Consider the following 25,008-nt stretch of genomic DNA (forward strand, 5'->3'; position numbering starts at 1 on the left):
GGTCGCTCAGTGATTGATGTCGCTGGAGTCCTGCTGGTGTCCGGGCCGCACCCGATGACGGGCCGCGAGGTCCTGGCCGAGTCGGTGCAGCCTGCTGCGTAGCTCCACCGGCTCGTGCGCCTCCACTCCTGGAACTGCCAGGAGTTGCGCGGCCGCTATCTCCAGACTCTCCATCACCAGATCGACGACGAGGCGATCCCCGGATGTGCGCGCCGACCGCAGGCTCCCCTCGGTATCCGGCCCGGGCACGGCCGCCCGCAGACTGTCGACTGCACCGACCGGGATCGAGAGGCGGACCGGCAGGGTGTTGAGTGAGGACTCGAAGGCAGTCCGGGCCCGGCCCCAGTACTCGGCGAGGGAGAAATCCGGCGGGCGCCACGCCACGTCGTCGAGCACGTGGGTGGACGTGACCCGGGAGAGCCGGTAGGTCCGCACCTGCCGTCGGTGTGCGGCGATGAGGTACCAGACGTCGGTCTTGAGCACCAGCCCGAGCGGATCGAGGAGGCGCTGCACCGCGGGACGCCCCGATCGTGCGTAGTCGATCCTGATCCGCGTTCCGTTCCAGACCGCCCGGGCCACAGCCGTGAGCGCGGCAGGTCGGTCCGGTTCGGTGAACCAGCGTTCGTGATCGAGGAGGAATCGTTCCTGCGCCGGTGCGAGCACGGCGGCCTGGGCAGAGGATGAACTGAGCATCTTCAACCGCGCTGTCTCGAAGTCGTCGCTCAGTCCGAGATCACGGGATCCGGCCACGCCGATGATGAGGGCTTGGAGTTCGCCGGCCGTCATCCCGGTGATCGGGGACCTCCAGCCATCGACCAGGCCGATGCCTCCGCCCGGTCCGGTGCGGGTCCAGATCGGTACGCCCATGCTGATCAGGGCGGCCACGTCACGCTGGATCGTGCGCTCGGACACCTCGTGGCGCCTGGCCAGGTGGTGCACCGTGGTGGTGGACAGCCGGGCCAGGTCCATCATGACCGCCAGCAGCCGCGTCGTTCGCACAGGGAAACGGTACGCAATTTGCGACACGAGTTGTCGGGAACCCGCGGCAGATTGATGCCCCCAAGAGTTCTACTGAGAGGGTCCTCGTGACTTCATCACCACCACAACACGATCTGAACGGCAGGATCGCCCTGGTCGCCGGCGGTACCCGGGGCGCGGGCCGCGCCATCGCCGTCGAACTCGGCCGGGCCGGAGCGGTGGTCTACTGCACCGGCCGCTCCACCTCCGGCAGGGCCTCGGATTACGGGCGCCCGGAGACCATCGAGGAGACGGCCGACCTCATCAACAAGGCCGGCGGCACGGCTCACCCCGTCGTCGTCGACCATCTGGACGTCGAGGCCGTCCGCGCATTGGTCGACCGGATCGACCGCGAACAGGGCCGCCTCGACATCCTCATCAACGACATCGGCGGCGAAGCCTACGTCGAATTCGGAACGCCCGTGTGGGAATACGACCTGGACGCCGGGAGGAAACTCTTCGACACCGGTTTCATCACCCACCTCAACACCAGCCACAGCGCTCTCGGGCTGTTGATCCGCCGGCCCGGCGGTCTCGTCATCGAGATCACCGATGGCACGCGCACCTACAACAACTCCCACTACCGGGACACCGTGTTCCTGGACCTGACGAAGACCGCCGTGGACCGGCTGGCCTTCGCCCAGGGACACGAACTCGCCCGGCACGGTGGCGCGGCCGTGTCGGTCACACCGGGATGGCTGCGCTCGGAGATGATGCTGGACGCCTTCGGCGTCACCGAGGAGAACTGGCGCCGGGCCGCCGAGGACAATGCCGGGGTCGCCGGCGCCGTCCCCCCGCAGGAGTTCGTCATCTCCGAGACCCCGGCCATGCTGGCCCGCGGCGTCACCGCCCTGGCCGCCGATCCGCGACGACAGGTGTGGAACACCAAGTCGGTGAGTTCCTTCGACCTCGCCACCCACTACGACCTGACGGATGTGGACGGATCACGACCTGATGCGTGGTCGTTCATCACCGCGATCGAGACCACGCCGGTCACCGATCTCAACGTCGACGAGTACCGCTGACCGCAGTCGACCTGCTCCCGCCGTTCGGCTTTCAACGAGCGGAATCACAAGCATTCCCTTACCGTGAGGAACGGAGTAACCCCGCGAGAAGGGAAGACGAATGGGTATCGGAGACAAGTTCAAGAACAAGGCCCAGGAAGCCAAGGGCAAGGTGAAGGAAGGCACTGGCGATGCCACCGACAACGAGCGCCTGGAGTCCGAGGGCAAGAGGGATCAGGCCGGCGCGAACGTCAGGCAAGCCGGTGAGAACGTCAAGGACGCCACTCGGGACGTCACCGACTGACCTGGCGTGGGGCCGGCGATGAGTACGTACTCATCGCCGGCCTTTCTCATGCGGTGACCCCGACCGTCCCCGGGTTGGCGGGGTGCAGGTCGGCGTGCCACCTGGCCGCCTGCGGTGCCGGGGCCGGTCCGCACAGCCGGATGAACGCCCCCAGGTCAGCCAACTGCTCGGGCCGGTGGGGCAGCACGTCGGTCAGATCCGGGGAGCGCACGATCACCGCCCGCCACAGCCCTCGTGAGACCGCCACGTTCACCCGGTTGCGGTTCAGGACGAACTCCATCCCGCGGGGTGCTTCCTGTACCGCCGACACCGTGGTGGACAGGATCACCACCGGGGCCTGCTGGCCCTGGAACTTATCCACCGTGCCCACCCGCACGTGCCTCAGGCCCGCGCCGTCCAAGGTGTCCCGGATCAGTTGCACCTGGGCGTTGTACGGGGCCACCACCAGGATGTCCTGCTCGCCGAGCAGGCGCGGGGCGGCATCCTGGCCGTACCGCCAGGCCAGGCCGAGGTGCACCCGAACCTGGGCGAGAACCTCCTGTGCCTCCTCCACCGAAGAGGTGGTGTTGCCCGAATGCGGGACGTACCGGCACTCCACGCCCGGGGCCGCCCCGTCCAGGTGACGCTGGGCGGTGACCGGTGCCGGTCGCAACTGTCCGGCGTAGGACAGGCCCGAGACCGCCCGGCACAGGTCCGGGTGCATCCGCCAGGTACGGGCCAAGAAGTAACCCAGGTGGGACGGCAGCACCGAGGCGTGCTGGGACAGCCAGCCGAGCGCGGAGGTGTCCACCGGCTCGGGGTGACTGCCCTGGCTCACCTGGGGCAACTGCTGGGGGTCGCCCAGCAGCAACAACCGGTTGGTGGCGCGGGTCACCGCGAGCGTGTTCGCCAGCGAGAACTGCCCGGCCTCATCGATCACGATCAGATCGAGCGCCCCGGGAGGCACGGCACGGCCCGTCATCGTCCAGGCCGTCCCACCCACCAGCATCCCCCCGGTCTCGGCCAGCGCGGCGGTGACGTGCGTGTTGGAGGTGCCACCGCGCCAGCGCACCGACCGCCGCGGCCCGCCGACGGGTTTGGCGACCCGCTCCGCGGGAACCCCGGCGTCGATGGCGGCGTTGAGCAGGTTCTCCACCACCGCGTGGGACTGGGCCACCACACCGACCTTCCACCCTTGGGCGATCAGGTGCGCGATCACGCGGGCGCCCACGTGGGTCTTGCCCGATCCGGGAGGCCCCTGCACCGCGAGATAGGAGTGGTCCAGGTCCGCCGTTGCTCGGGTGATCGCCCCGACGTAGTCCCCCTGCGCCACCGCCGGCAACGTCCCCAGGGTGGCCAGCCGCGGCGGGCGGCGTGCCAGCAGATCCAGCCCCGGGTGCGCCGGAAGGCGGGGCAGCGCGGTCGAGACCTGCGTGGCCAGGGCGGCCAGTGCCTCCTGGATGGCGGCGGTGGGGACCGGAGCCCCCGGCGTCAGGGCGACCGGCAGCGCGGTGAACTCGTTCATGCCTCGTGGTAGAGGTTCGGCGAAGGTGATCCGCGCGCTCTCGGTTCCCACGTGCACCTGCTGTACCTCGGCACCGAAGACGCCGCCGCGGCGGTTCCGCCCGTCGTCGGACATCCCCTCGGGCAATGGCCGGTCGTACATCCGGAACATCTTGTCCCCGGGCCGCACCAGTGAGCCGTCGGCGAGAGAGCCGGTCAGTTCCACCACCCGTCGGGGCTCCTGGCGGCCCTCGGCCGCCCACGGCTGCACCACCCGCCCGGACTCTGCCACCAGCACATCCCGGGTCTGGGCCCAGTCCGCCGGTGGGGTGTTCAACCGGTCGTAGTGTGCCCACCAGTACTGCTTGTCCTCGCGGCGGTGGTACCCCACCGCGGCGGAGACCATAGCCAGGGCCTGGTGCTCCTGGCTGAGCTCGGTGCCGGTGCGTAGCGACTCGGCGATGCGGGCACGGACGAAGTCGTCGATCTCCTTCTCCTGCGGCAGCGGCTCGATCTCTCGCAGTTCCTCCGGTTCGGCCTCGGGCTGCTGCCCCACGCGTACCCCGCGTTCGTCCGCCCGGGCCAGCAACAGTCGCGGAGTCTCCAGGTGGAGCGGCAGTCGTAGTGGTTGTAGTCCTCGATCGAGGCGAGGATCCGGGTGGCCTCATCGGATTGACCGGTGTCCCGGGCCATGCAGTAGTTGGCGTAGGCCACCACCGAGGCGCCACCGGCGGTGATGTCCCCGGTGCGCAGGTCGCTGCCCATGTACAGCGGTTCCAGTGCCTTGAGGCCGTAGGACTTCGAGGACAACTGCACGGACGTCTGCACCACGTCGTACAGGTCCACCAGCACACCGGCGCGCAGGAGTTCGTCGACTCCGTCCTCACCCAGGGCGTGCTGCAGGGACAACCGGCGCAGCGCAGCCTTCTCGTAATCGGCGTAGTGGTACACGTGCATGTCCGGATACCGCGCCCGGCGCTCGGCGACGTACTCGAGGAACTGCACTAGCGCCTGACCCTCCTGGGCCCGGGTGTGAGCCCAGAACGGGCGGAAGGCCGGGCGGGCGGTACCGACCGGGGCCTCCAGCACCCGAACAGGTACTCCAGCCCCCACATTCCCTGCTCGTCCTGCCACAACGGGTCCCCCTCGAAGTCGAAGAAGACGTCGCCCTCGCTGGGTTCGGGCAGTGTGGCGAGGGTGTGCTGGGCCAGGACCCGGTAGGCCAGGGTGCGTTCCCCGGCGTCGTCGGTGACCTGCACCTGCCCGTCGGTGGGCATCAGGCCGGCTTGCATGCGGGCCTGGTCCCGCAACCGGTGGGCTGCCGTGCCCGGCTCGGCGTCGGAGTGGGCCAGGTCGGTGATGGTGCGGATGCCCTCCGCGCGCAACCTGCGCCGCCGGGGGAGGTTGACCCGGTGCACCCCGAGCACGTCCTCGTGCAGGCGAACCTGCTCGACGCAGTAGTCGCACTTTCCGCAGATCAGGAGCGTGTCATCACCCCAGGCCACCGGGTCGGGCTGGGCCCGGTGGGCGGCGGTCACGGCCAGTACCCGGTGGCGGCGTTCGGCGTAGACGGGCAGCATCTCGGCCAGGTCGAACTCCGCGTGGCTGCGGTCACCGAGCACGAGCGTGGCCATCGGAGCCACCGGCACCCCGGCAGCGATCAACTGATCGGCGTAGGCCGCTAGTTGCAGCAGCGCCTCGGTCTTGGCCCGGCGGGCGAGCTTGGAGTCCCACACCGCGTACCGGCCGTCGTCGGCGCGGACCAGGAAGTCGGCGCGGCCGTGGAAGGAGCCGTCGAAGAAGGACGCCTGGAACACCACGTCGGCGCCGTCGGCCAGGACCTCCAGGGTTCTGGCCTGAGCGTCGGCGAGCGCCTGGGCGGTGTAGGGGCGCGCGACGTCCGGGATCTCGACGACGGTGGGATAGGTGTCCTTGAGTCCTGCCAACACTTGGCGTTCGTGTTCCTCACCGAGCCGGGCGGCGCGGGTGAGCATCTCATCGTCGTCGAACTGGGCCTTGGGGGTCCGGCCCAACCGTTCGTCCAGGACGCGCAGCAACTGGTACTCACAGCGGGCCGCCATCACGACGTCGCTGGCGGTGATGATCAGATGCTTGTCCTGCCGGTCGGCGTGCGGTGGCGGTGTGGCGTGCGCAGCACCCGGTGCCACATCCTGTGTACCCGGCCTAGCCGCACCGGGCGCAGCCCGCGATGCCGCACCGTGTGCGAGCCCGTGCAGCGACCGTGCATCCAGTAGGAACAAGTCCGCTCTCCCTCATCCGTGCCGCTCGAGGTCTTCTGTCTACCAGTGCCTGCCCACATCGGGTGCCGGATCCCCAACGGCGCCGGCCCGCACGTGGACCACGCACCAGCCCCGCCGGGTGCGCTCGAAGCGACCGATTGGATGGTTGCAGCGGGGTGGGTGGTGCCCGGGTGCGCTCGAAGCGACCGATTGGATGGTTGCAGCGGGGTGGGTGGTGCCCGGGTGCGCTCGAAGCGACCGATTGGATGGTTGCAGCGGGGTGGGTGGTGCCGGGTGCGCTCGAACCGACCGATTGGATGGTTGCAGCGGGGTGGGGGCCTGGGGGGCCTGGCGGCCTGGCGGCCTGGGGGCCTGGGGGCCTGGCGGCCTGGCGGCCTGGCGGCCTGGGGGCCTGGGGGCCTGGGGCGGGCGAGCGGGTTGGGGCGGCGGATCGGGGGAGTTCAGGCGTGGGGGCGCGCCTGCCGGCGCCGGGAGCGGAATACTGACGGCCACACTGTCCGGCCCAAACCCACTGCACCGACGCCCGCACCGACGCACCGAAGGACTCGGCGGACCACCCGCACCCACCACCAGATCCCCTCGACGAGAGCGCCCGATGAGCACTGAACCCACCGATGCTGCCGACCGGCAGTGGTTCGATGAGCTCTTCGCCGCGCACGCGGGTGCGGTGCAGCGCTACTTTCTGCGCCGGGCGGCCCCCGATGAGGCCGAGGATCTGGCCGCCGACGTGCTGGCCACCGCCTGGCGCCGCCGGGACGACGTGCCCAGGGGTCATGAACTGCCGTGGCTGTACCGCACCGCCGGCTACGTGCTGGCCAACCACCGCCGCAAACACCGCGCCGAACCGGTCGAGATAGCGGCGGACCGGATGGAGCACCCCGGTGCGGACCCGGCCCAGGAGGCCACCGACTCGGTGACGGTGCGCGAGGTGCTGGCCCAGTTGCGTCCGCGCGAGCGCGAGGTGCTGATGCTCAACGCGTGGGACGGGTTGAACGGGCAGGAACTGGCCGAGGCGCTCGGGATGAGTCGGGGTGGGGCGGCTGCGGCATTGAGCCGTGCGCGCGCCCGGCTGCACCAGATCTGGCAGGAACGTCAGGCCTGATGCAACATCGGCAGTCTCGGGCACATAGAAGCCTGGTAGGGAAAAGGTGAGAGGAAGAGTGCGATGAGCAGCGGCCCGGGTGCACCGGAGGAGGACGACGACGCTGTCCTCGACCGCCTCCGCCGCGCCGACCCGGCGCGCTCGGTCACACCGGATCTGACCGCCCTGCGTGCCGCCGTGGACCGCCGCATCGCCTCAGGTAACCCGCAGGAGGCGATTCCCTCCGAGCGCTCCGGTGACGACCAGCGCCCTGTCGAGGCGACTCCCGGTGGGGCGACCGCCGAGGCGACCCCGGACGCGAACCGTACCGCCGCCGTCGGCCCTGCCCTCGCAGCATCGGCCGCGTCCACCCCGGCGGGCCGTGCCGACCCGTACCGTGCCGCAGCCGCGTCCCGGGCAGAGGCCGACGACGACGACACAGCGGCCGTGCCGTCGTCGGCCCGTCGTAGCGGGTGGGTGGTGGCCGCCTCCGTGGCCACGCTGCTCGCGGTGGGCGTGGGCGGCTACGTCATCGGTAGCCAGCGCAGCGAGACCCCGATCGTGCTGACCGAGGGCGCCGATCACGCCGAGTCCGCCGCCGAGGAGCCGTTTGCCGTCCAGCGCGATGAGGCCGCCGATGCCGAGGAGGACGCCGGCGTGATGGCCGAGGAGGACGGGCTGATGCCGACCGAGGACGTCGAGCCCGAGTCCGGAGTCGGGCCCGCCCGGGTTCCCGTGCCGCTGGACTTCATCGAGGGCGGCCTGCCCACCGAGCCGGGCGAAGCAGAGGCGTGGATGCTCGATGCCGCCGCGGTGCAACCCGAAGAGACTCTTGCCGCCACCGCGCAAGCGCTGGCTCTGTCAGGCACGCCCGAGCAGGTCGACGGCGAGTGGCACCTGCGCGATGCCGACGTCGGCCTCGCGCTGCGCAGCGATGGTGCCGCCACGTTGCGCTACTGGAACGAGTCGGCCCGGGTGGCGTGCGCGATCACCCAGGGTGAGGGGCGCATCAGCGAGGACATCACCGCGGACCACGAGTGTCCCGGGACCGAGGCGGACCCGCCGCAGGACCCCGAGGGGACCGCTGCGGAGTTCCTCGACACCATCGGCGTGGACACCGGTCGCCTGGACCTGCTGGCCGAGGACCCGCGCCTGGCCATGGTCACCGTGCGGGCGGTGCCCGCGAGCATGTCCGGGGCACCGGGCGCCGCATGGTCGGTGGTGGTCTCCCAGCACGGGGTGGTCAGTGCCCAGGGCGGCCTGGCCGAACCGGTCTCGTTGGGCACCTACACCACCATCTCGGCCGCCAACGCAGTGGAGCGACTGAGTGATCTACGGTTCACCTCCCATCTGTGGCCCCGTTTCGACGAGCATGCCCGCGGGCATTGGGACCAGTCCGGAACCCCCGAACCGCCCCTCACGCCCGAACCGGGGGCGCCGCTGCAGTGGCCGATCAGCCAGACCCGAATCGTCGATGCCGATCAGGGGTTGCGGGCCTACACCCACCCGGAGGCGGGCACGCTGATCCTGCCGACGTGGAACCTGATCGATGAGACCGGGAACATCTGGCCGGTGCCGGCGGTGCAGGAGGAGTTCCTCGACATGGGCGCTCGCTGAGCGGTCTTCCACTTCCGCATCGCGCCGGCAGGTAGCCGCGGTGCGGGCGTATACGCCCACGTTCGGGGCGCGCATGCCAGACTGCCTCCTGTGGTGACACAGGTCCAGGACTTCACGGCAGAACTGCGCAACGCGCTCCGCGCGGAGGACGTGCCCCACGGCGCCGTGCCCCCCGTGGACGATTCGGCACGAGCCCGCGCGGAGTACTCCACCGACGCCTCGAACTACCGGGTGGTGCCGCAGGTGGTGGTCTTCCCCCGGCACACCGACGAGGTGCTGGCGGCGCTGCAGGTGGCGCGCACCCACCGGGTGCCGATCACCGCGCGCGGGGGCGGGACCTCGATCGCCGGGAACTCGGTGGGTCCGGGAATGGTGATCGACTTCTCCCGGCACCTGAACAAGATCCTCGACCTCGACCCCCACGCCCGCACCGCCCGGGTGCAGCCCGGGGTGATCATGACCTCGTTGCAGCAGGCCGGTGCCGCCCACGGCCTGCGGTTCGGCCCGGACCCCTCCAGCCAGGCCCGGGCCACGTTCGGGGGGATGATCGGCAACAACGCCTGCGGCCCGCACGCGCTGTCCTTCGGGCGCACCGCGGACAACACCCGCTCGCTGCTCGTGGCTGACGGGACCGGTCGCGTCTTCGAGGCCGGCGCCGGTCCCGAGGCGCTGGACCAGGTACCCGGGCTCGCGGCTCTGATGACGCAGTATATGGCGCTGATCCGCACCGAGTTCGGACGATTCTCCCGCCAGGTCTCGGGTTACTCCGCCGAGCACCTGCTGCCGGAGAACGGGCGGGACCTGGCCAAGTTCCTGGTCGGCTCCGAAGGCACCCTGGCCACGGTGCTGGAGGCCACCGTCGATCTGGTCGAGGTGCCCCGGGACCCGGTCCTGCTGGCACTCGGCTATCCGGACATGCCCTCGGCGGCCGATGCCGTCCCGGCGATGCTGGCGCACAAGCCCCTCGCGGTGGAAGGGCTGGATGCGGCGCTGGTGGACGTGGTCCGCAACCACCACGGCCCGGCCGCGGTGCCCGACCTCCCCCCGGGTGGTGGCTGGCTGATGGTGCTGGTGGGCGGGGAGGACGCCGACTCCGCGATGGCCAATGCGCGGGCCGTCGCCGCCGACGCCGGCACCGAGCACACCCAGGTGGTTCCCGCCGGTGCTGAGGCCCAGGCTCTGTGGCGGATCCGGGCCGACGGGGCGGGCCTGGCCACCCGGACCGCCGTCGGCGAACCGGCCTGGCCCGGGTGGGAGGATGCCGCGGTGCCCCCGGAGCGCCTGGGCACCTACTTGCGCGAGTTCGACGCGCTGCTGAAGGACTACGGCGCCTCCGCGCTGCCGTACGGGCACTTCGGCGACGGGTGCATCCACGCCCGCATCGACCTGCCCCTGACCGACGCGCAGGGCCCGGCGATCTTCCGTTCCTTCATGCTCGACGCCGCCGCGCTGGTGGCCTCCCACGGCGGGTCCTTCTCGGGCGAGCACGGCGACGGCCGGGCCCGCGGGGAGTTGTTGCCACTGATGTACTCGGCCGAGGCGATCGGGATGTTCGCAGGGATCAAGGCGCTGTTCGATCCCGAGGAGCACCTGAACCCCGGCATCATCGTCAAGCCCGCCGCGGTGGAGGCCGATCTGCGCGCCCCGACCGCGCGTCCGCTGCCGCTGCTGCCCGGGTCCGGCTTCTCCTTCGCCCACGACGGCGGGGACTTCACCAACGCGGTGCACCGGTGCGTCGGAGTGGCCAAGTGCCGGGCGGACCTGCCCGGGTCGTTCATGTGCCCCTCCTATCTGGCTACCCGCAACGAGAAGGACTCCACCCGGGGGCGCGCCCGGGTGCTGCAGGAGATGGCCACGGGCGAGTTGTACAGCGACTTCTCCGCGCCGCAGGTCCACGAAGCCCTGGACCTGTGTCTGTCCTGCAAGGCGTGCTCACGGGACTGCCCGGTGGGTGTGGACATGGCGCAGTACAAATCGGAGGTATTGCACCGTACATATCGAGGCAAGCGGCGCCCGATCAGCCACTACGCGCTGGGTTGGCTCCCCCGGTGGGCACGCATCATCACCGCCGTCCCGCCGCTGACGTTCCTGGTCAACACCGCGCTGAGGGTGCGGCCGCTGGCGTGGTTGGTGCAGCGCGGCGGGGGGATGGACACGCGTCGGTCGATGCCCTCCTTCACCACACAGCGCACCTCCCGCTGGTGGCGCCGTCGGTCCAACGGCGCCGGTGGATCCGGGGGGTCCGGTGCCCGGCCCGCCGTGAAGGTCTGGGTCGACTCCTTCTCCGAGCACATGGACGGCGCCGGCGCCCGAGCCACTCTGACCGTGCTGGAACAGGCCGGGTACCGGGTGGAGACGGTGGGTCCGGGAGCGTGCTGCGGACTGACCTACATCTCCACCGGACAGCTCGACGCCGCACGAGCCCGGCTGCGCCGCACCATGGACGTCCTCGGCCCGATCGTGGCCTCCGGGGTACCGGTGGTGGGCGTGGAGCCCTCCTGCACCGCGGCACTGCGCTCCGATCTGCCGGACCTGTTTGCCGACGATCCGCGTGCTCACGCGATCGCCAAAGGCGTGTACACGCTCTCGGAACTGCTCACCGCCGAGGCGCCGCTGGGCCCGGCCGACTGGGAGCCGCCGTCGTTGACGGGCCGGGAGATCATCGCCCAGCCGCACTGTCACCAGCACGCCGTGATGGGGTACGAGGCGGACCGGGCGCTGTTGACCAGGGCGGGAGCGCGCGTGCGCACCATGAACACCTGCTGCGGGCTCGCCGGCAACTTCGGGATGGAGGAGGGCCATTACGAGGTCTCGGTGAAGGTGGCCGAGCACGAGTTGCTGCCCGCGCTCGGCGAAGCCGGGCCGGACGCGGTGTTCCTTGCCGATGGCTTCTCTTGCCGCACCCAGGCGCAGGACCTGGCCGGGATCGGTGGGGTGCACCTGGCGCAGTTACTCGCGCGCCCCTGAACGCACCCGCCGTTGGCGGCAGGCGCGGTCCGGGGCGATCCGCAGGCCCCCACCACCGCATTCGTCGAGCGATCCGGACGGGTCGATGTGCACCACCACCTCAGCGCAGTCGCATCCCAAGACGCCCGGGGGTGAACCCTCCACAGCCGCCCTGGAACGTGAGACGATGAGGGCGTTCACGTTCCTCTCTCTGGCTGGTTCATGTCCACCTTCGTGCTCGACTCCGGTCGGTTGGCTCCGGCGACGCGTGCGGGCATCGTTCCCGATGGATTCAACGCCGGATGGTGCGACCTGGTGCGACAGGACGTGCTCGACCTGGTCGGCCTGGATGCGTTCGCGGTGGCGTGGGACGGGGGCACACCACCGCTGCTGACGGCGATGGACGCCACCGGAGCGGCGGCGGCGGCAGCGGTGCTGCCGCGGCTCGACCTGGTCACGCTGTCCGAACTGCTCGCCCGCGCCGGCCACGTCCACACGCAACCGTGGCACGTGACCGCAGGGCGTTACGGGGCCGGGTTGGCGGCGTTCCGACGGGACTGGAACGCGTTCCGGGAGGCACGCTCATTCCCGCCGGCCCGCTCGCCCGCTCTGGTCGTGGTGACCGGGGCGATCTCGGCCCAGGTTCGCCAGGCGCTCCCGCTGCTGACCGGGGTGCATCTGGTCCGGGCCCAGGTGCGTCAGGATGATCGCGGCCGGGACCTGCTGGATCTGGACGTCCTCACCCGCACCGGAGCAGATCGGAGTGGGCCCGGAGCCGTCGAGGTGGCCGCGGAGGGCGACGTCGCCCTGAGCGTGAACGGGGCCACGGCCACCAGCAACGGCGCCGCGGTGACCCCGGCCAACACCACTGCGACGAGCCGCACCGACGGCGCCGTGACGGCCTCGGTCGCCGGCTCAGCGGTGCACTCGACCAACGGCGCCGCGGCGCCTCCGACGAACGGCCAGGCACGCCGGAACGAGCCAGAGGCACCCACCGCGATCACCGCGATCACCGCCCCCACGCCGGACGATGCCGGCGCCCCGCCCGGACCCGTCATCGCTGAGGATGTGCGTACCACGGCCGATCTGCCCTCCGGGCTCGAGGCGCCACCCGGTCCGGAGTCACCATCGAACTCGGATGCAGCACCCAGACCGGATGCACCCTCCGGACCCGATGCACGAACGTCCGCCGAAACGGTGCAGCAGGGGTGCTCGGATCTGCAACGGCTGGCCGTCCTGGTCCGGGCTCCGGTCCAGATCGAGTTGGAGTACGGCAAGACCCGCCGCCAGGCTACGTTGCGCCCGGACGGGCGGGTGGTGCTGGCCGACGGCACGGTACACACCGACCTGGCGCGCGCCAGCATGCACCTGGCCGGCGCCGCGCCTGCCGACCCCTGGCAGGCCTGGCGGTTCGCCGACGCCAACCTCCCGCTCGCCGAGGCCCGGGCCGAAGCGCAGCGACACCACACCGCGCGCCCCGCCGCGCAATCCCCGGATGCGCCCGTACCGGGCCGCCGGGCCCGTCTCTGAGCCGGAGCCGCACCGGATCGGATCACGGCGGACGCACTCGTCCGGGTACATCAAACGATCGAACGAAGGAGCCATGTGAACGCACCAGTTACGCACCCGCCCAGAGTGGGACTGATCGGGGCCGGAGCGATCGCCGGCGTACACATCCAGGGATGCTGGCACTGGGTGCCGACGTCCTCGTCTTCTCCAACTCCGGGGCCGAGGAGTTGACGGCGCGGTACGGCGGCAGGGTCGTGGCCGACCTCGAAGATCTGTGGCCCCAGGTGGACATGGTCGACATCGTCACCCCCACCTACACCCATGCCGAGATCGCCCTGGCCGCGATCGCCGCGGGTAAGCACGTGGTCTGTGAGAAGCCGCTCGCCCTGGACTCCGGCACCGCCGCGGAGATCGTGCGCGCCGCCGACGACGCCGGGGTGCACCTGTTCCCGGCGCATGTGGTGCGCTACTTCCCGCAGTACGCCACCGCGTATGCGGCGGTGTCCGCCGGTGCGGTCGGTGAGGTGGCGGTGAGCCGGTTCCGCCGGATGAGCGCCGCCCCGCTCGCCCCATGGTTCTTCGACGAGGCGGCCTCGGGCGGGCTCGTGCTGGACCAGATGATCCATGACCTGGACCAGGCCAGGCTGATCGGCGGCCCGGTGGCCTCGGTGTTCGCCCGGTCCGCCAGTCGCACCGGCGAGCAGGGCACCACCGCCAGCGCGACCGTGACCCTGACCCACACCAGCGGGGCGATCAGTTACTGCTACGGCGTCTGGGGACACCCCGGCCTACCGTTCACCTACTCCTTCGACATCGCCGGCGACGCGGGCAACCTCAGTTACGACTACGCCCGTGACGACACCACCCGGGTCAGCATCTCCGGTCCCGCCGGACCCGGCGGGTACGTCCCGGCGGCTGACCCGGCCGAGAGCCCCTACACCACCCAGCTGGCCGACTTCCTCGCCGCGATCCGGGGCGATGGCACCCCCACGGTGACCGGCGCCGACGGTGTGGAGGCGGTCGCGCTGGCCGAAGCGGCGATCGCCTCCATCGCCAGTGGACAACCCGAACCGATCGCCGAACGGAGCCATTCATGAGCGCCGCCCCGAACGACGCCTCCGCGAACCCCGCGCCGACCCCTACGGCGCCGGCACCGGCACCACTGCGGGTCGGGCTGCTGTCCTTCGCCCATACCCATGCACTGGCCTATGTCCGGGCGTTGCGCGATGACGCCAGTGTGGACCTGGTGACCACCGACACCGGTACCTACGACCAGGGCACACGCCGCGGCGCGGACTTCGCCCGCGATCAGGGCGTGCGGTACCTGGACAGCGTCGCCGAGGTGCTGGACTGGGGTCCCGACGCGGTGGTGATCGCTTCGGAGAACGCCGAGCACCACGAACTCACCCTGGCCGCGATCCAGGCCGGGGCGCACGTGCTCTGCGAGAAGCCGCTGGCCCTCAACGACGCGCAAGCCCGTGAGATGGTGCAGGCCGCTCGGGACGCCGGCGTGTGGCTGATGACGGCCTACCCGGTGCGGTTCCACAGCGCCTTCGCCGCACTGTTGGCCCGGGTCCGCGCCGGTGAACTCGGGCAGATCATCTCCATCCACGGCACCAACAACGGCAAGATGCCGCTGGCCCAGCGCACCTGGTTCACCGATCCGGAACGCTCCGGTGGTGGTGCGCTGATGGACCACGTGGTGCACGTGTCGGACCTGATCGACGAACTGCTCGGGGAAGCCGCCGAGGAGGTCTACGCGGTCACCAACCGGATCCTACGCAGTGAGGCCGGCCGCGATGTGGAGACCGGGGGAGTGGTCTCGGTGCGATACCCCTCCGGGGTGATCGCCACCATCGACTGCTCCTGGTCGGTGCCCGACCACGCTCCCAACTGGGGCGGGCTGACCCTGGAGGTCCACGGCACCGCCGGGTCGATGCGGATCGACCCCTTCGCCGGCCACCTCACTGGCTACACCGAGCACGGCCCGGCGCACACCGCCTTCGGTGCGGACCTGGACGCCCGGATGATCGCCGAGTTCCTCGACGCGGTGCGCTCGAGCCGGCCGCCCCGCCCCGACGGCGACGTGGGTCTGCGCACCCTCGCGGTGGTCACCGCCGCACAGCGTTCGGCCGCGTCGGGCCTGCCGCAGCCGGTACACACCGGGTAGGCCCCGCCGTCGTCGGTGCTCGTGCGGCACGTCCCTCGGCCCCCTGCCGCGGCACGACGGCCGCCTCCCTCAGAACAGCGGCAGCGCCTGCGTCAGGTCCGGGGTGCCATCGGCCAGGTGCTCCGGGCGCAGCGCGCCGGCGTCGATCGCCTGCGCCCAGGTGATCCGGCCCGCAGCGGCGCGGATCCAGGCGGCCTCATCGGCCACGGCCAGGTCGTACCCGGTGCGGTGCTCCAGGATCTCCAGCAGCGCCTGTGCCACGATCCTCCGGGCGGCCCCGGTCACCGGCACCGGTGGCCCCAGGAACCGCGCCAGGTCATAGCCGTGCACCACCAGTTCCACCAGCCGGGTCAGCACCAGGTCACGCAGCCGCAGCGGCCCGCGCCGGCCCTGCACCACGGCGGCACCACCGCCGGTGCTGAGCCGCTCCAAGCCGGTGAAGGCCTCCTGCGCCGCGCGGTCCAGGCCGCCCAAGGGGTCCTCGGCGTTCCGCTCGGCCAGTTCGATCGACCGGTCCCGGATGGTCGGGGCCGCGGGCGCGTAGCCCTGCACGTACTCACTCAGCGATAGCGGCTCGGCTTCGGGAACCGTCTCGGCTGCGGCCAGGGCACCCATCGCCAGCCCCAGGTGGGCGACCAGGTCGGCTACGCTCCAGCCGGGTAGCCCGGAGGGGTCGGCATAACGGTCCGGGGGCAACTCCTCCAGCCGGGTCCGCAACAGGTCCCACTGGTCGCGCAGTTCGGTGCTCAGGCGCTGCAGGGTCAGATCCATCGTGCTCCTCCGGCCGTGGTCCGCGGTGGTGGTAGTCAACCACGCACCCTCGCTGCCGCACAGGCGCCGGACCGGGCGGGGACGTTCCCCTCAGTGCGCCAGGAACTCACCCACGACCGCGCCGAGCTGGTCGGTCTCCACCAGGAAACCGTCGTGGCCGTAGTCCGAGCGCAGCAACCGGAAGGTGCCATCGCGCACCCCGTTGGCGATCCGGAGCCCCTGCTCGGGCAGGAACAACCGGTCGGAGTCCACCGAGACCGACAGCGTCGGGGCGGTGATCTCCGCCAGCGCCGAGTCGACTCCGCCCCGGTCCCGACCCAGATCATGGGTGAGCATCGCGTCGGTCAGTACCACGTAGGAGTTGGCGTCGAAGCGTCGCGCGAGCTTGCCGGCGTGGTGGTCCAGGTAGGACTGCACGGCGAACCGTCCGCCCCCGCCCAGGGGCTCCTCGGCGCCCTGGGGGATGCGACCGAACCGCTGGTCCAGTTCCTTGGCGCTGCGATAGGTGGTGTGCGCGATCTGGCGGGCCACGCCCAGGCCGTGGTGCGGCCCGTCGTCGTCGGCGGCCTGGTAGTAGTCCCCGCCGCGGTAGCGCGGGTCGGAGCGGATCGCACCTAACTGGGCGTGCGCCCAGGCGATCTGGTCCCCGGATGTCTGGGCGCAGGTGGCGATCGCCACCACCTTGCCCACCCGGCCCGGCGTGCTCACCGCCCACTCCAGGACGCGGTGACCACCCATCGACCCGCCCACTACCGCGGCCCAGGTGCCGATCCCGAGCCGGTCGGCCAACTCGATCTCCGCCGCTACCTGGTCCCGGGCGGTCAGGTACGGGAACCGGCTACCCCACGGGGTACCGTCCGGGGCGCTGCTGGAAGGTCCGGTGCTGCCCTGACACCCACCGAGCACGTTCGGGGCCACCACGAAGTAGCGAGTGGTGTCGATCGCCTTGCCCGGACCCACCAGCCCCGACCACCAGCCGGCTGTGGGGTGGCCGGGTTCGGCATCGCCGGTCACGTGGGAGTCCCCGGTCAGGGCGTGCAGGATCAGGATCGCGTTGTCCCCGCGCGCATTCAGCGTGCCCCAGGTCTGGTAGGCCAACGTCACCTGGGGTAGCCGGCCACCGGCCTCCAGGTGCAACGGCCCCAGGTCGGCGAAGTGCCGCCGGCCGACCGGGTCACCCTGGCGCCAGGCCGCCGACGCCGGTACCGGCCCGGTCAACGGCCGACGGCGGGGGCGGGCCACCGTGGGGGGCTCACCGCCGGCCGGGGCCGGCCGCCGGTAGGACCCCGGTGTGATCTCATCCGGTGGTGTCGGCCTCATGCTGTCTCGGGGGTGGTGGACCGGGTCCCGGCGGTGCCGCTCACGGCCGCGGCGGCCGCGAACCCCTTGTCCAGGTCGGCCAGGATGTCATCGATGTGCTCCAGGCCCACCGCCAGGCGCACCAGGCCCGGGCTGACCGCACTGGCGGCCTGCTCCTCCGGGGTGAGCTGGGAGTGGGTGGTGGAGGCCGGGTGGATCACCAGCGAGCGCACGTCGCCGATGTTGGCGACCAGGGAGTGCAACTCCAGTGCGTCCACGAACGCCTTGCCTGCCTGCAGCCCGCCGGCGATGTCGAAGGAGATCACGGCACCGGCACCCTGGGGGGTGTACTTGGTTGCCAGCTCGTAATAGGGGCTGTCCGGCAGCGAGGCCCAGTAGATCTTCTCGACCTGGTCCTGGCCCTGCAGGTACGTCGCTACCTTGTGCGTGTTGGCCACGTGCCGCTCCATCCGCAGCGACAGCGTCTCCACGCCCTGGGAGATCAGGAAGGCGTTGAACGGGGAGGCCGCCGGTCCCAGGTCGCGCAGCAGCTGCACGCGGGCCTTGAGGATGAAGGACAGGTTCGCCCCGAACGGGGAGTCCACGCCGAGGTCACGGGCGTAGACCAGGCCGTGGTAGCTGGGGTCGGGGGTGTTGAAGTTGGGGTACTTCTCCGGGTACTTCGCGTAGTCGAAGGTGCCGCCGTCCACGATCGCCCCGGCGATGGTGGTGCCGTGCCCGCCCAGATACTTGGTGGCCGAGTGCACCACCACGTCCGCGCCCCACTCCAGCGGGCGCAGCAGGTACGGGGTCGCCACGGTGTTGTCCACCACCAGCGGCACGCCGAGGTCATGGGCGACGCCGGCGATCGCCTCGACATCGAGCACATCGCCCTTGGGGTTGGGGATGGACTCGCCGAAGAACAGCTTGGTGTTCTCTCCTGTGCGGCCTCGCGCCAGGCCTGCGGGTCGGCCGGGTCCGCCACGAAGGTGACGGTGATGCCGAACTTGGGCAGGGTGTGGTGCAGCAGGTTGTAGGTGCCCCCGTACAGGCTGGAACTGGCCACCAGGTGGTCACCGGCCTCGGCGATGTTCAGGATCGCCAGCGTCTCCGCGGCCTGGCCGGATGCGACCAGCAACCCGCCCACGCCGCCTTCGAGGGAGGCGATCCGGTCTTCGACCGCGGCCTGGGTCGGGTTGGTGATCCGGGTGTAGATCGGGCCCAGGTCGGACAGGGCGAACCGGTTGGCGGCCTCATCGGTGTCCTTGAAGACGAAGGACGTGGTCTGGTAGATCGGCAGTGCGCGGGCGCCCGTGGCGGAGTCCGCCGTCTGGCCGGCGTGAATCTGACGGGTCTCGAAGTTCCAGTTGTCGCTCATCGGGCTCTCTCTCGCTGAAGGTGGAGGGATGAGCGGCCCGGCGGCGGCGCTACCGAACCAATCATCCCTGGATCGGGGGCGCATCGGGCAGGCAGCGGGCGCGCGGATCTGCGCGACTCCGCATCAGCCGATTTTCGGGCAGGCCGGATGCGCGAGTGGGCTGCACATTCGACCGAACATGATCCTCACCCTAAGCGTCACCTTCGCCCGCGGACACCCTGTCTCATATGGCGGACGCGGTGGCCGCGCCGAACCCGGCTCAGTGGCCGCGGTCGATCCACTCCTGCCGATGGGGGGCCTCGGCCGCAATGGTGGTGGACGGCCCGTGCCCGGTGTGTACGGTCGTCTGCCCTGGCAGCGTGAGGAGTTGGTCGGTGATCGAGTCGATGATGGTGTCGAAGCTGCTGAACGAGCGTCCGGTGGCGCCCGGCCCTCCGGCGAACATGGTGTCCCCGGTGAACACCACGTCCAACTCGGGCACGTGGAAGCAGCACGCGCCGGGGGAGTGGCCCGGGGTGTGCAGCACGTGGATCTCGACCCCGGCCACCGTGATCACCTGGCCATCGGCCAGCTCGCGGTCCGGGCCCACCTCGTACACGCGGTCCCACAGCATCCGGTCCCGGGGGTGCAGGTAGGACGGCGCACCGGTGGCGTCGTAGAGGTCGCCGACGGCGGTGATGTGGTCATCGTGGGCATGCGTGCACAGCACCGCCACCAGGCGGCGGGAGCCGATCAGTTCCAGGATCGGTCCGGCCTCGTGCGGGGCGTCGATCACCACGCACTCGGCGTCGTTGCCGAGCACCCAGACGTTGTTGTCCACCTCCCAGGTGCCCCCGTCCAGGGAGAAGGTGCCGGATGTGGTGGTGTGGGAGATCCGTGCGGTGCTCACAGGATCACCACCGAACGCAATACCTCGCCGCGGGCCATCTTCTCGAACGCTCCTTCCACTTCGTCCAGGCCGATCGTCTCGGTGACGAACGCATCGAGATCGAAGCGGCCCTGCCGGTACAGGTCGATCAGCATAGGAAAGTCCCGGCTTGGTAGGCAGTCGCCGTACCACTGGACTTCAGCGCACCGCCGCGGCCGAAGATCTCCAGGAGTGGCAACTCGACGGTCATCTCCGGCGTGGGCACACCCACCAGCACGACGGTGCCGGCCAGGTCACGGGCGTAGCAGGCCTGCTCGTAGGTCTCGGGCCGGCCGACCGCCTCGATCACCACATCGGCGCCGAATCCACCGGTCAGTTCCCGGACAGCCTCGACCGGGTCCGTGGCCGAGGAGTTGACGGTGTGCGTGGCCCCGAAGGTGCGGGCCAGTTCCAGCTTCCGATCGCTGATATCCACGGCAACGATCGTGGTGGCCCCGGCCAGGTGTGCCCCGGCGATCGCGGCATTGCCTACGCCGCCGCAGCCGATCACGGCCACCGAGTCCCCCCGGGTGACGCCGCCGGTGTTGACCGCGGCGCCGAAGCCGGCCATCACGCCACAACCGAGCAGGCCGGCTGCCGCGGCGGCGGCGTGGCGGTCCACCTTGGTGCACTGGCCGGCGGCGACCAGGGTTCTGGTGGCGAATGCCCCGATGCCGAGGGCTGGGCTCAGCGGCGTGCCATCGGTCAGGGTCATCGGACGGTTGGCGTTGTGGGTGTCGAAGCAGTACCAGGGCCGGCCCCGGGAGCAGGCACGGCACTGCCCGCAGACCGCACGCCAGTTCAGGATCACGAAGTCTCCCGGCGCCACGTCCAAGACGCCTTCGCCGACCGCTTCGACCGTTCCGGCGGCTTCGTGGCCGAGCAGGAAGGGGAAGTCGTCGTTGATGCCGCCCTCGCGGTAGTGCAGATCGGTGTGACACACCCCGCACGCCTCGACGGTCACCACCGCATCCCCGGGCCCGGGTTCGGGCACCACGATCTCGACGAGTTCGACCGGTGCGTTCCTGCTCCGGGCGATGACACCTCTGGCTGTGCCGGTCATGGGCTCCCCTGCTCCTCGACGACCGCGACTGGTGGCCTCCGGCCAATCTAGGCGCAATCAGCTCCGGCGTCATGATCTTCCTCACACCAAGGAGCAAGGTGGGCGATCCCGGCACGGGAAATGTGTTGATCGCGTTCAATGGGAACAGTGTGACAGTTGTGAATATCGGTGCTGGTGTTCACAAGTGGGCGCTTGTGCACTACGGTGTGGGAGGCGGCTGGTCAACGCGACACGCCGGTAGCAGTAGGTGAGTAAGCCGTCGGGGATGGAGTAGGTCATGGGTTCTGCACGACATTCACGTCGTGGCGTCGCTTTCCTCTCCGCTTTCCTCTTGGCCGGTTCGGCCGGGATCGCGGCGGCCTCAGCCTCACCGCAGATCCCCAGTCAGGACGACATCGAGGAGTCCTGGGCCCAGGTTGACGACACCGCCGGGCAGGTCGCCCGGCTCGAAGTGCAACTGGTCACCAACGCGGCCAGCCTCGAGGTCGCCGAGCAGGAAGCCGCGATCGCCACCGACCTGTACAACCAGGCAGCGATCGATCTCGAGACGGCCGAGGCCGAGGAACTCTCGGCCGCCGATGATGCCGCCCGAGCCGACGCCGAACTGCTCGAGGCCAGCGAGGACGTCGCACGCCTGGCCACCGCCGCCTACCGCAACAACGGTGGGCTGGGGCACCTTGAGGTGTTCCTCAGCGCCAGCGGGGTCCAGGACGCGATGCACCGGGCCACCACGTTCGACCGGCTCGGGGGCGGTGCCGACGAGGCATTCCAGCGCCTGGATGCGGCCGAGATCGTGGCCGCTCTCATGCACGACCGGGCCGAGCGGGCGGTGGCGGAGAAGGCTGACGCCGCCGCTGAGTTGGAGCTGCGCCACCAGGAGGCCGAGGCCGCCTACCAGGAGGCCTTGCAGATCCAGCAGAGCACCGCGGCCCAGCGCACCGATCTGATCGGCCAGCTGGCCACGCTGCGTCAGACCAGTTACGAACTGGAGGAGCAGCGCCAGAACGGCCTCGAGGAGCAGCGCCGCGAGCGCGAGAACCGTGCAGCGGCGGCGGCACTGAACGTGGAGCCGGCTCAGCCGGAGTCCGACACCGGCTCCGCGTCCCAGTCCGAGCCTGGCTCCGGCTCGGGATCCTCGGGGAACTCCTCGCCGGAACCGTCGACCCCGGCCCCCTCGCCGTCGGACCCGGATCCGGCCCCCTCGCCGTCGAACCCGACGCCGACGCCGACCCCAACCCCGACGCCGACCCCAACCCCGACACCCACGCCGACGCCGACCCCAACCCCGACGCCGACGCCCACGCCGACCCCAACCCCGACGCCCACGCCGACGCCCACGCCGACGCCGACCCCGACCCCAACTCCCACCCCACCGCCCAGCAACGGTGGCGGCTCCTCAGCCTCGGTGGGCCAGGCCGCCCTGAACTGGGCATCGACCCAGATCGGTAAGCCCTACGTCTTCGGCGCGGCCGGACCGAACTCCTATGACTGCTCCGGTCTGACGCAGCGGGCCTTCCAGAACGCCGGCAGGTCCCTGCCTCGCACCACCAGGGACCAGTACGCCGCGGTGGCGAAGGTTCCGGTCAACAGCATGCGCCCGGGCGACCTGATCTTCTACTCCAGCAATGGTCAGGCCTCCGGCATCTACCACGTGGCCATCTACGCCGGGAACGGCATGCGGGTACACGCCCCCGCGCCCGGCAAGACCGTGGAGCGGGTACCGGTCTGGTGGACCAACGTGCTGCCGATGGTCGGGCGTCCCTGACCCTGCACGAGCCACTGGTTCCCGGCGGGGGCGTGCGCGCACTGCGCTGAGCCCCTGAGCGCGAACCCGGGCGGGCCGGTCACGGGGCGCGCGCAGGCCACGATCGTGCGCCCGGTAGCGTCTGCTCAGGTCTGCCAGGGCGTGGGGTGGGTGTAGCCCTCGTCCTTGGCGCGCTGGAAGGAGCGGGTGATCTCGGCCTCGGCCTCCTCGCGGCCCACCCAGTGCGCGCCCTCGACCGACTTGCCCGGCTCGAGGTCCTTGTACACCTCGAAGAAGTGCTGGATCTCCAGGCGGTGGAACTCCGAGACGTCGTCGATGTCGCTGCGCCAACTGGCCCGCTGGTCCGCCTTGGGCACGCACAGCACCTTGTCGTCCCCACCGGCCTCATCGCGCATCCGGAACATCCCCAGCGCCCGGCAGCGGATCAGGCAGCCCGGGAACGTCGGCTCCTCCAGCAGTACCAGGGCGTCCAGCGGATCGCCGTCCTCCCCGAGCGTGCCGTCGATGTAGCCGTAGTCGTCGGGGTACCGGGTGGAGGTGAACAGCATCCGGTCCAGGCGGATGCGGCCGGTCTCGTGGTCCACCTCGTACTTGTTGCGGTGCCCCTTGGGGATCTCAATCGTGACGTCGAATTCCACTGCCGGCTCTCCTGAATCGTTGACGTGATCTGAGCCTAGTGTGGCCTAGCCTTCTGGTGGGTGCCTAACGTCGGCACCGCCGAACACGGTCAGGAGCGGAGAAGCGGGTGGTAGATCGCCAGTCTGGGGCCAACCGGTCCGCGTGCACCCCGGGGCGCGGTGGTGGCGGACCGGCCCGTAAACGCCCCGGCACATCCACGGGAAGGCCGACGGCGCAGCCCGGGCGCCGTAGCCCGGCTGCTGCGGGCGCGGGCTCCTCCGGGCAGCACCGGCCCGGGTCCCGCCCGCCAGCCGGCCACGACGGTCGCGCCGGTGCGCGCCCGAGCGGCTCAGGTGCGTCGCGGGGTGGTTCGGGGCGGGGACGCAAGCCCTCCCCGGCCGCACGTGCCCGCGCGCGCCAACGCCGTCGTCGTCGGCTCTTCCCGCTGCTGGTGGTGCTGGTGCTGCTGGGCGGCTACGTCTACCTGGACATCCGCGACATCGTCCCGGGACTGCTCACCACCGACGAACCCTGGCCGGATGCCGAACCCTTCCCGACCGCCCAGGTGCCGGCTGCGGCGGACCTGGGCGCGGTGGCCCCGGGCCCGGACGATGCCGCTCCTGTTCCGAGCACGGAGTCGTTGGCGTCGCTGACTGCGGCCCTGCTCGATGACGAGCGCGCCGGCCCGGACCCCTCGGTGATGGTGACCGACCTGCTCACCGGGGAGGTGCTGCTCGATGAGAACGCCGGGCAACTGCGCGCGCCGGCCTCGGCGCTGAAGTTGCTCGCCGCCGTGGCGGCCCTGGAGACCATGGGCCCCGAGCACACCTTCCCCACCCGGGTGGTCGATGGCGGAGTGGGCCAGATCGTGCTGGTGGGTGGTGGGGACATCACGTTGGCCGCCGACGAGGGGGCGGCGAGCGGGCCGCTGCGCCGCGGCGGGCTGGGCGACCTGGCCGGGCAGGTGGCCGAGAGCCTGCTGGCCGACGGCACCACGCAGGTGACCCTGAGCCTGGACGACACCCTGTTCACCGGACCGCTGATGGGGCCGAACTGGACCGACGGGGACCGCACCGGCGGCTGGGCGATGCCGATCCGGCCGATCGCGGTGGACCTGGGCCGCCAGCAGGGCACCAACGCCCGCCAGCAGGACCCGGCGATGGCCGCTGCGGAGATGTTCGCCGAGCGGCTGGACGAGCGCGGCGTGGAGGTCACCGAGATCGAACGCGGCTCCTCCCTGGGTGAGACGGTGCTGGGGGAGGTCACCTCGGCGCCCCTGGCGGACCTGGTGGCCTACACCCTGCAGGCCTCGGACAACCCGCTCGCCGAGGTGCTCGGGCGGATGACGGCACACGCGATCGAGGGGGAGACCAGTTTCAGCGGCTCCGGGGCGGCGGTGCTGGAGGTCCTGGAGGGGCTAGGGGTGGACGTCGAGGGCGTCAGCCTGGCGGACACCTCGGGCCTGAGCTCCGATAGCCGGGTGAACGCCCGGGTCCTCACCGAGGCGGTGCAACTGGCCGCGTCCCCGGAGCACCCGCACCTGGCCGACGCGATCCGCGGGATGCCGGTGGGGGCGCTGGAGGGCACGCTACGGGACCGCCTGGGCGGAACGGCTGCGGCCGGGGCGCTCGCGGCCAAGACCGGCACGCTGCCGCAGGTGGTGTCCCTGACCGGGATGGTGCACACCGCCGACGGACGGGTGCTCGCCTTCACCGTGCTGACCGGTGACTTCGAACGCGGCGCGGCCTACCTGGCGCGCCTGACCGTGGACGACTGGGCCTCCCGCATCGCCGACTGCGGGTGTTGAGTGCGCGTT

At 71.0% G+C, this 25,008-nt stretch carries 18 protein-coding genes and 2 pseudogenes; 10 read left to right on the forward strand and 10 right to left on the reverse strand.

Going from position 1 to position 25,008, the window contains the following annotated elements; genetic code table 11:
- Positions 1-6: 6 nt before the first annotated feature.
- Positions 7-999 (reverse strand): helix-turn-helix transcriptional regulator, encoded by a 993-nt coding sequence (locus ACRRRO_RS10330; RefSeq protein WP_424786732.1) that lies wholly within the window; start codon positions 997-999, stop codon positions 7-9.
- Between the two features lie 86 nt (positions 1,000-1,085).
- Here ACRRRO_RS10330 and ACRRRO_RS10335 point away from each other — a divergent pair, with 86 nt between their 5' ends.
- Together ACRRRO_RS10335 and ACRRRO_RS10340 are read left to right on the forward strand one after the other, a co-directional pair.
- Complete coding sequence (locus ACRRRO_RS10335; protein ID WP_424786731.1) at positions 1,086-2,042, forward strand: SDR family oxidoreductase; 957 nt, start codon at positions 1,086-1,088, stop codon at positions 2,040-2,042.
- A 100-nt stretch (positions 2,043-2,142) separates the two neighbouring features.
- Positions 2,143-2,325, forward strand: a complete 183-nt coding sequence (locus tag ACRRRO_RS10340) for a CsbD family protein (RefSeq protein ID WP_424786730.1) — start codon at positions 2,143-2,145, stop codon at positions 2,323-2,325.
- 46 nt (positions 2,326-2,371) lie between these two features.
- On the opposite strand, the gene ACRRRO_RS10345 is transcribed toward ACRRRO_RS10340, so the two are convergent.
- From ACRRRO_RS10345 to ACRRRO_RS10355, 3 genes are read right to left on the reverse strand one after another with little or no spacing between them, the layout of a single operon-like run.
- Positions 2,372-4,213, reverse strand: coding sequence for a DEAD/DEAH box helicase (locus ACRRRO_RS10345; protein ID WP_434081579.1), 1,842 nt, complete (start codon positions 4,211-4,213; stop codon positions 2,372-2,374).
- Complete coding sequence (locus tag ACRRRO_RS10350) at positions 4,141-4,812, reverse strand: ribonuclease H-like domain-containing protein (protein WP_434081493.1); 672 nt, start codon at positions 4,810-4,812, stop codon at positions 4,141-4,143. The genes ACRRRO_RS10345 and ACRRRO_RS10350 overlap by 73 nt, the downstream gene beginning before the upstream one ends.
- Complete coding sequence (locus tag ACRRRO_RS10355; RefSeq protein WP_434081494.1) at positions 4,812-5,975, reverse strand: hypothetical protein; 1,164 nt, start codon at positions 5,973-5,975, stop codon at positions 4,812-4,814. The genes ACRRRO_RS10350 and ACRRRO_RS10355 overlap by 1 nt, the downstream gene beginning before the upstream one ends.
- Positions 5,976-6,663: 688 nt before the next feature.
- Here ACRRRO_RS10355 and ACRRRO_RS10360 point away from each other — a divergent pair.
- The 6 genes from ACRRRO_RS10360 to ACRRRO_RS10385 all read left to right on the forward strand — a co-directional run bounded on the left by ACRRRO_RS10360 (position 6,664) and on the right by ACRRRO_RS10385 (position 15,391).
- On the forward strand, positions 6,664-7,170 hold the full coding sequence (locus tag ACRRRO_RS10360; protein WP_424786728.1) for an RNA polymerase sigma factor: 507 nt from the start codon (positions 6,664-6,666) through the stop codon (positions 7,168-7,170).
- A 63-nt stretch (positions 7,171-7,233) separates the two neighbouring features.
- On the forward strand, positions 7,234-8,766 hold the full coding sequence (locus tag ACRRRO_RS10365) for a hypothetical protein (RefSeq protein WP_424786727.1): 1,533 nt from the start codon (positions 7,234-7,236) through the stop codon (positions 8,764-8,766).
- A 90-nt stretch (positions 8,767-8,856) separates the two neighbouring features.
- Positions 8,857-11,733: an FAD-binding and (Fe-S)-binding domain-containing protein gene (locus ACRRRO_RS10370; protein WP_434081495.1), complete on the forward strand. Its 2,877-nt coding sequence runs from the start codon at positions 8,857-8,859 to the stop codon at positions 11,731-11,733.
- A gap of 201 nt (positions 11,734-11,934) precedes the next feature.
- Positions 11,935-13,242, forward strand: a complete 1,308-nt coding sequence (locus tag ACRRRO_RS10375) for a hypothetical protein (protein ID WP_424795200.1) — start codon at positions 11,935-11,937, stop codon at positions 13,240-13,242.
- A 152-nt stretch (positions 13,243-13,394) separates the two neighbouring features.
- Positions 13,395-14,318, forward strand: coding sequence for a Gfo/Idh/MocA family protein (locus ACRRRO_RS10380; protein ID WP_434081496.1), 924 nt, complete (start codon positions 13,395-13,397; stop codon positions 14,316-14,318).
- The gene (locus tag ACRRRO_RS10385; RefSeq protein ID WP_424786723.1) at positions 14,315-15,391 is read left to right on the forward strand and encodes a Gfo/Idh/MocA family protein; all 1,077 of its coding nucleotides are present in this window, start codon (positions 14,315-14,317) and stop codon (positions 15,389-15,391) included. Before ACRRRO_RS10380 ends, ACRRRO_RS10385 begins: the two co-directional genes overlap by 4 nt.
- Positions 15,392-15,460: 69 nt before the next feature.
- Here the strand turns inward: ACRRRO_RS10385 and ACRRRO_RS10390 are convergent, their stop codons facing one another.
- From ACRRRO_RS10390 to ACRRRO_RS10410, 5 genes and pseudogenes are all read right to left on the reverse strand, one after another.
- Positions 15,461-16,201, reverse strand: coding sequence for a maleylpyruvate isomerase family mycothiol-dependent enzyme (locus ACRRRO_RS10390; RefSeq protein ID WP_434081497.1), 741 nt, complete (start codon positions 16,199-16,201; stop codon positions 15,461-15,463).
- Between the two features lie 51 nt (positions 16,202-16,252).
- On the reverse strand, positions 16,253-17,482 hold the full coding sequence (metX, locus tag ACRRRO_RS10395) for a homoserine O-acetyltransferase MetX (RefSeq protein ID WP_424795198.1): 1,230 nt from the start codon (positions 17,480-17,482) through the stop codon (positions 16,253-16,255).
- Positions 17,479-18,839, reverse strand: a pseudogene (locus tag ACRRRO_RS10400) (bifunctional o-acetylhomoserine/o-acetylserine sulfhydrylase). The gene metX and the pseudogene ACRRRO_RS10400 overlap by 4 nt, the downstream one beginning before the upstream one ends.
- A 259-nt stretch (positions 18,840-19,098) precedes the next feature.
- A complete protein-coding gene (locus tag ACRRRO_RS10405) occupies positions 19,099-19,728 on the reverse strand; it encodes an MBL fold metallo-hydrolase (protein WP_424786719.1) in 630 nt (209 codons plus the stop codon).
- Positions 19,725-20,809 (reverse strand): annotated as a pseudogene (locus ACRRRO_RS10410) (S-(hydroxymethyl)mycothiol dehydrogenase). Before ACRRRO_RS10410 ends, ACRRRO_RS10405 begins: the two are co-directional and overlap by 4 nt.
- Before the next feature lie 277 nt (positions 20,810-21,086).
- On the opposite strand from ACRRRO_RS10410, the gene ACRRRO_RS10415 reads away from it, so the two are divergent.
- Entirely contained in the window at positions 21,087-22,574 is a 1,488-nt protein-coding gene (locus ACRRRO_RS10415; protein WP_424795195.1) for an NlpC/P60 family protein, read from the forward strand.
- Between the two features lie 125 nt (positions 22,575-22,699).
- Here the strand turns inward: ACRRRO_RS10415 and ACRRRO_RS10420 are convergent, their stop codons facing one another.
- On the reverse strand, positions 22,700-23,212 hold the full coding sequence (locus ACRRRO_RS10420; RefSeq protein WP_424786716.1) for an inorganic diphosphatase: 513 nt from the start codon (positions 23,210-23,212) through the stop codon (positions 22,700-22,702).
- Positions 23,213-23,646: 434 nt separating this feature from the next.
- Here ACRRRO_RS10420 and dacB point away from each other — a divergent pair, with 434 nt between their 5' ends.
- Positions 23,647-24,999, forward strand: a complete 1,353-nt coding sequence (dacB, locus tag ACRRRO_RS10425) for a D-alanyl-D-alanine carboxypeptidase/D-alanyl-D-alanine endopeptidase (RefSeq protein ID WP_434081498.1) — start codon at positions 23,647-23,649, stop codon at positions 24,997-24,999.
- The last annotated feature ends 9 nt before the right edge of the window (positions 25,000-25,008 follow it).

Origin of the sequence: Sanguibacter sp. Z1732 (assembly GCF_051020515.1) — a bacterium.
In the GTDB taxonomy this organism is placed as follows: Bacteria; Actinomycetota; Actinomycetes; order Actinomycetales; family Beutenbergiaceae; genus CALKWS01.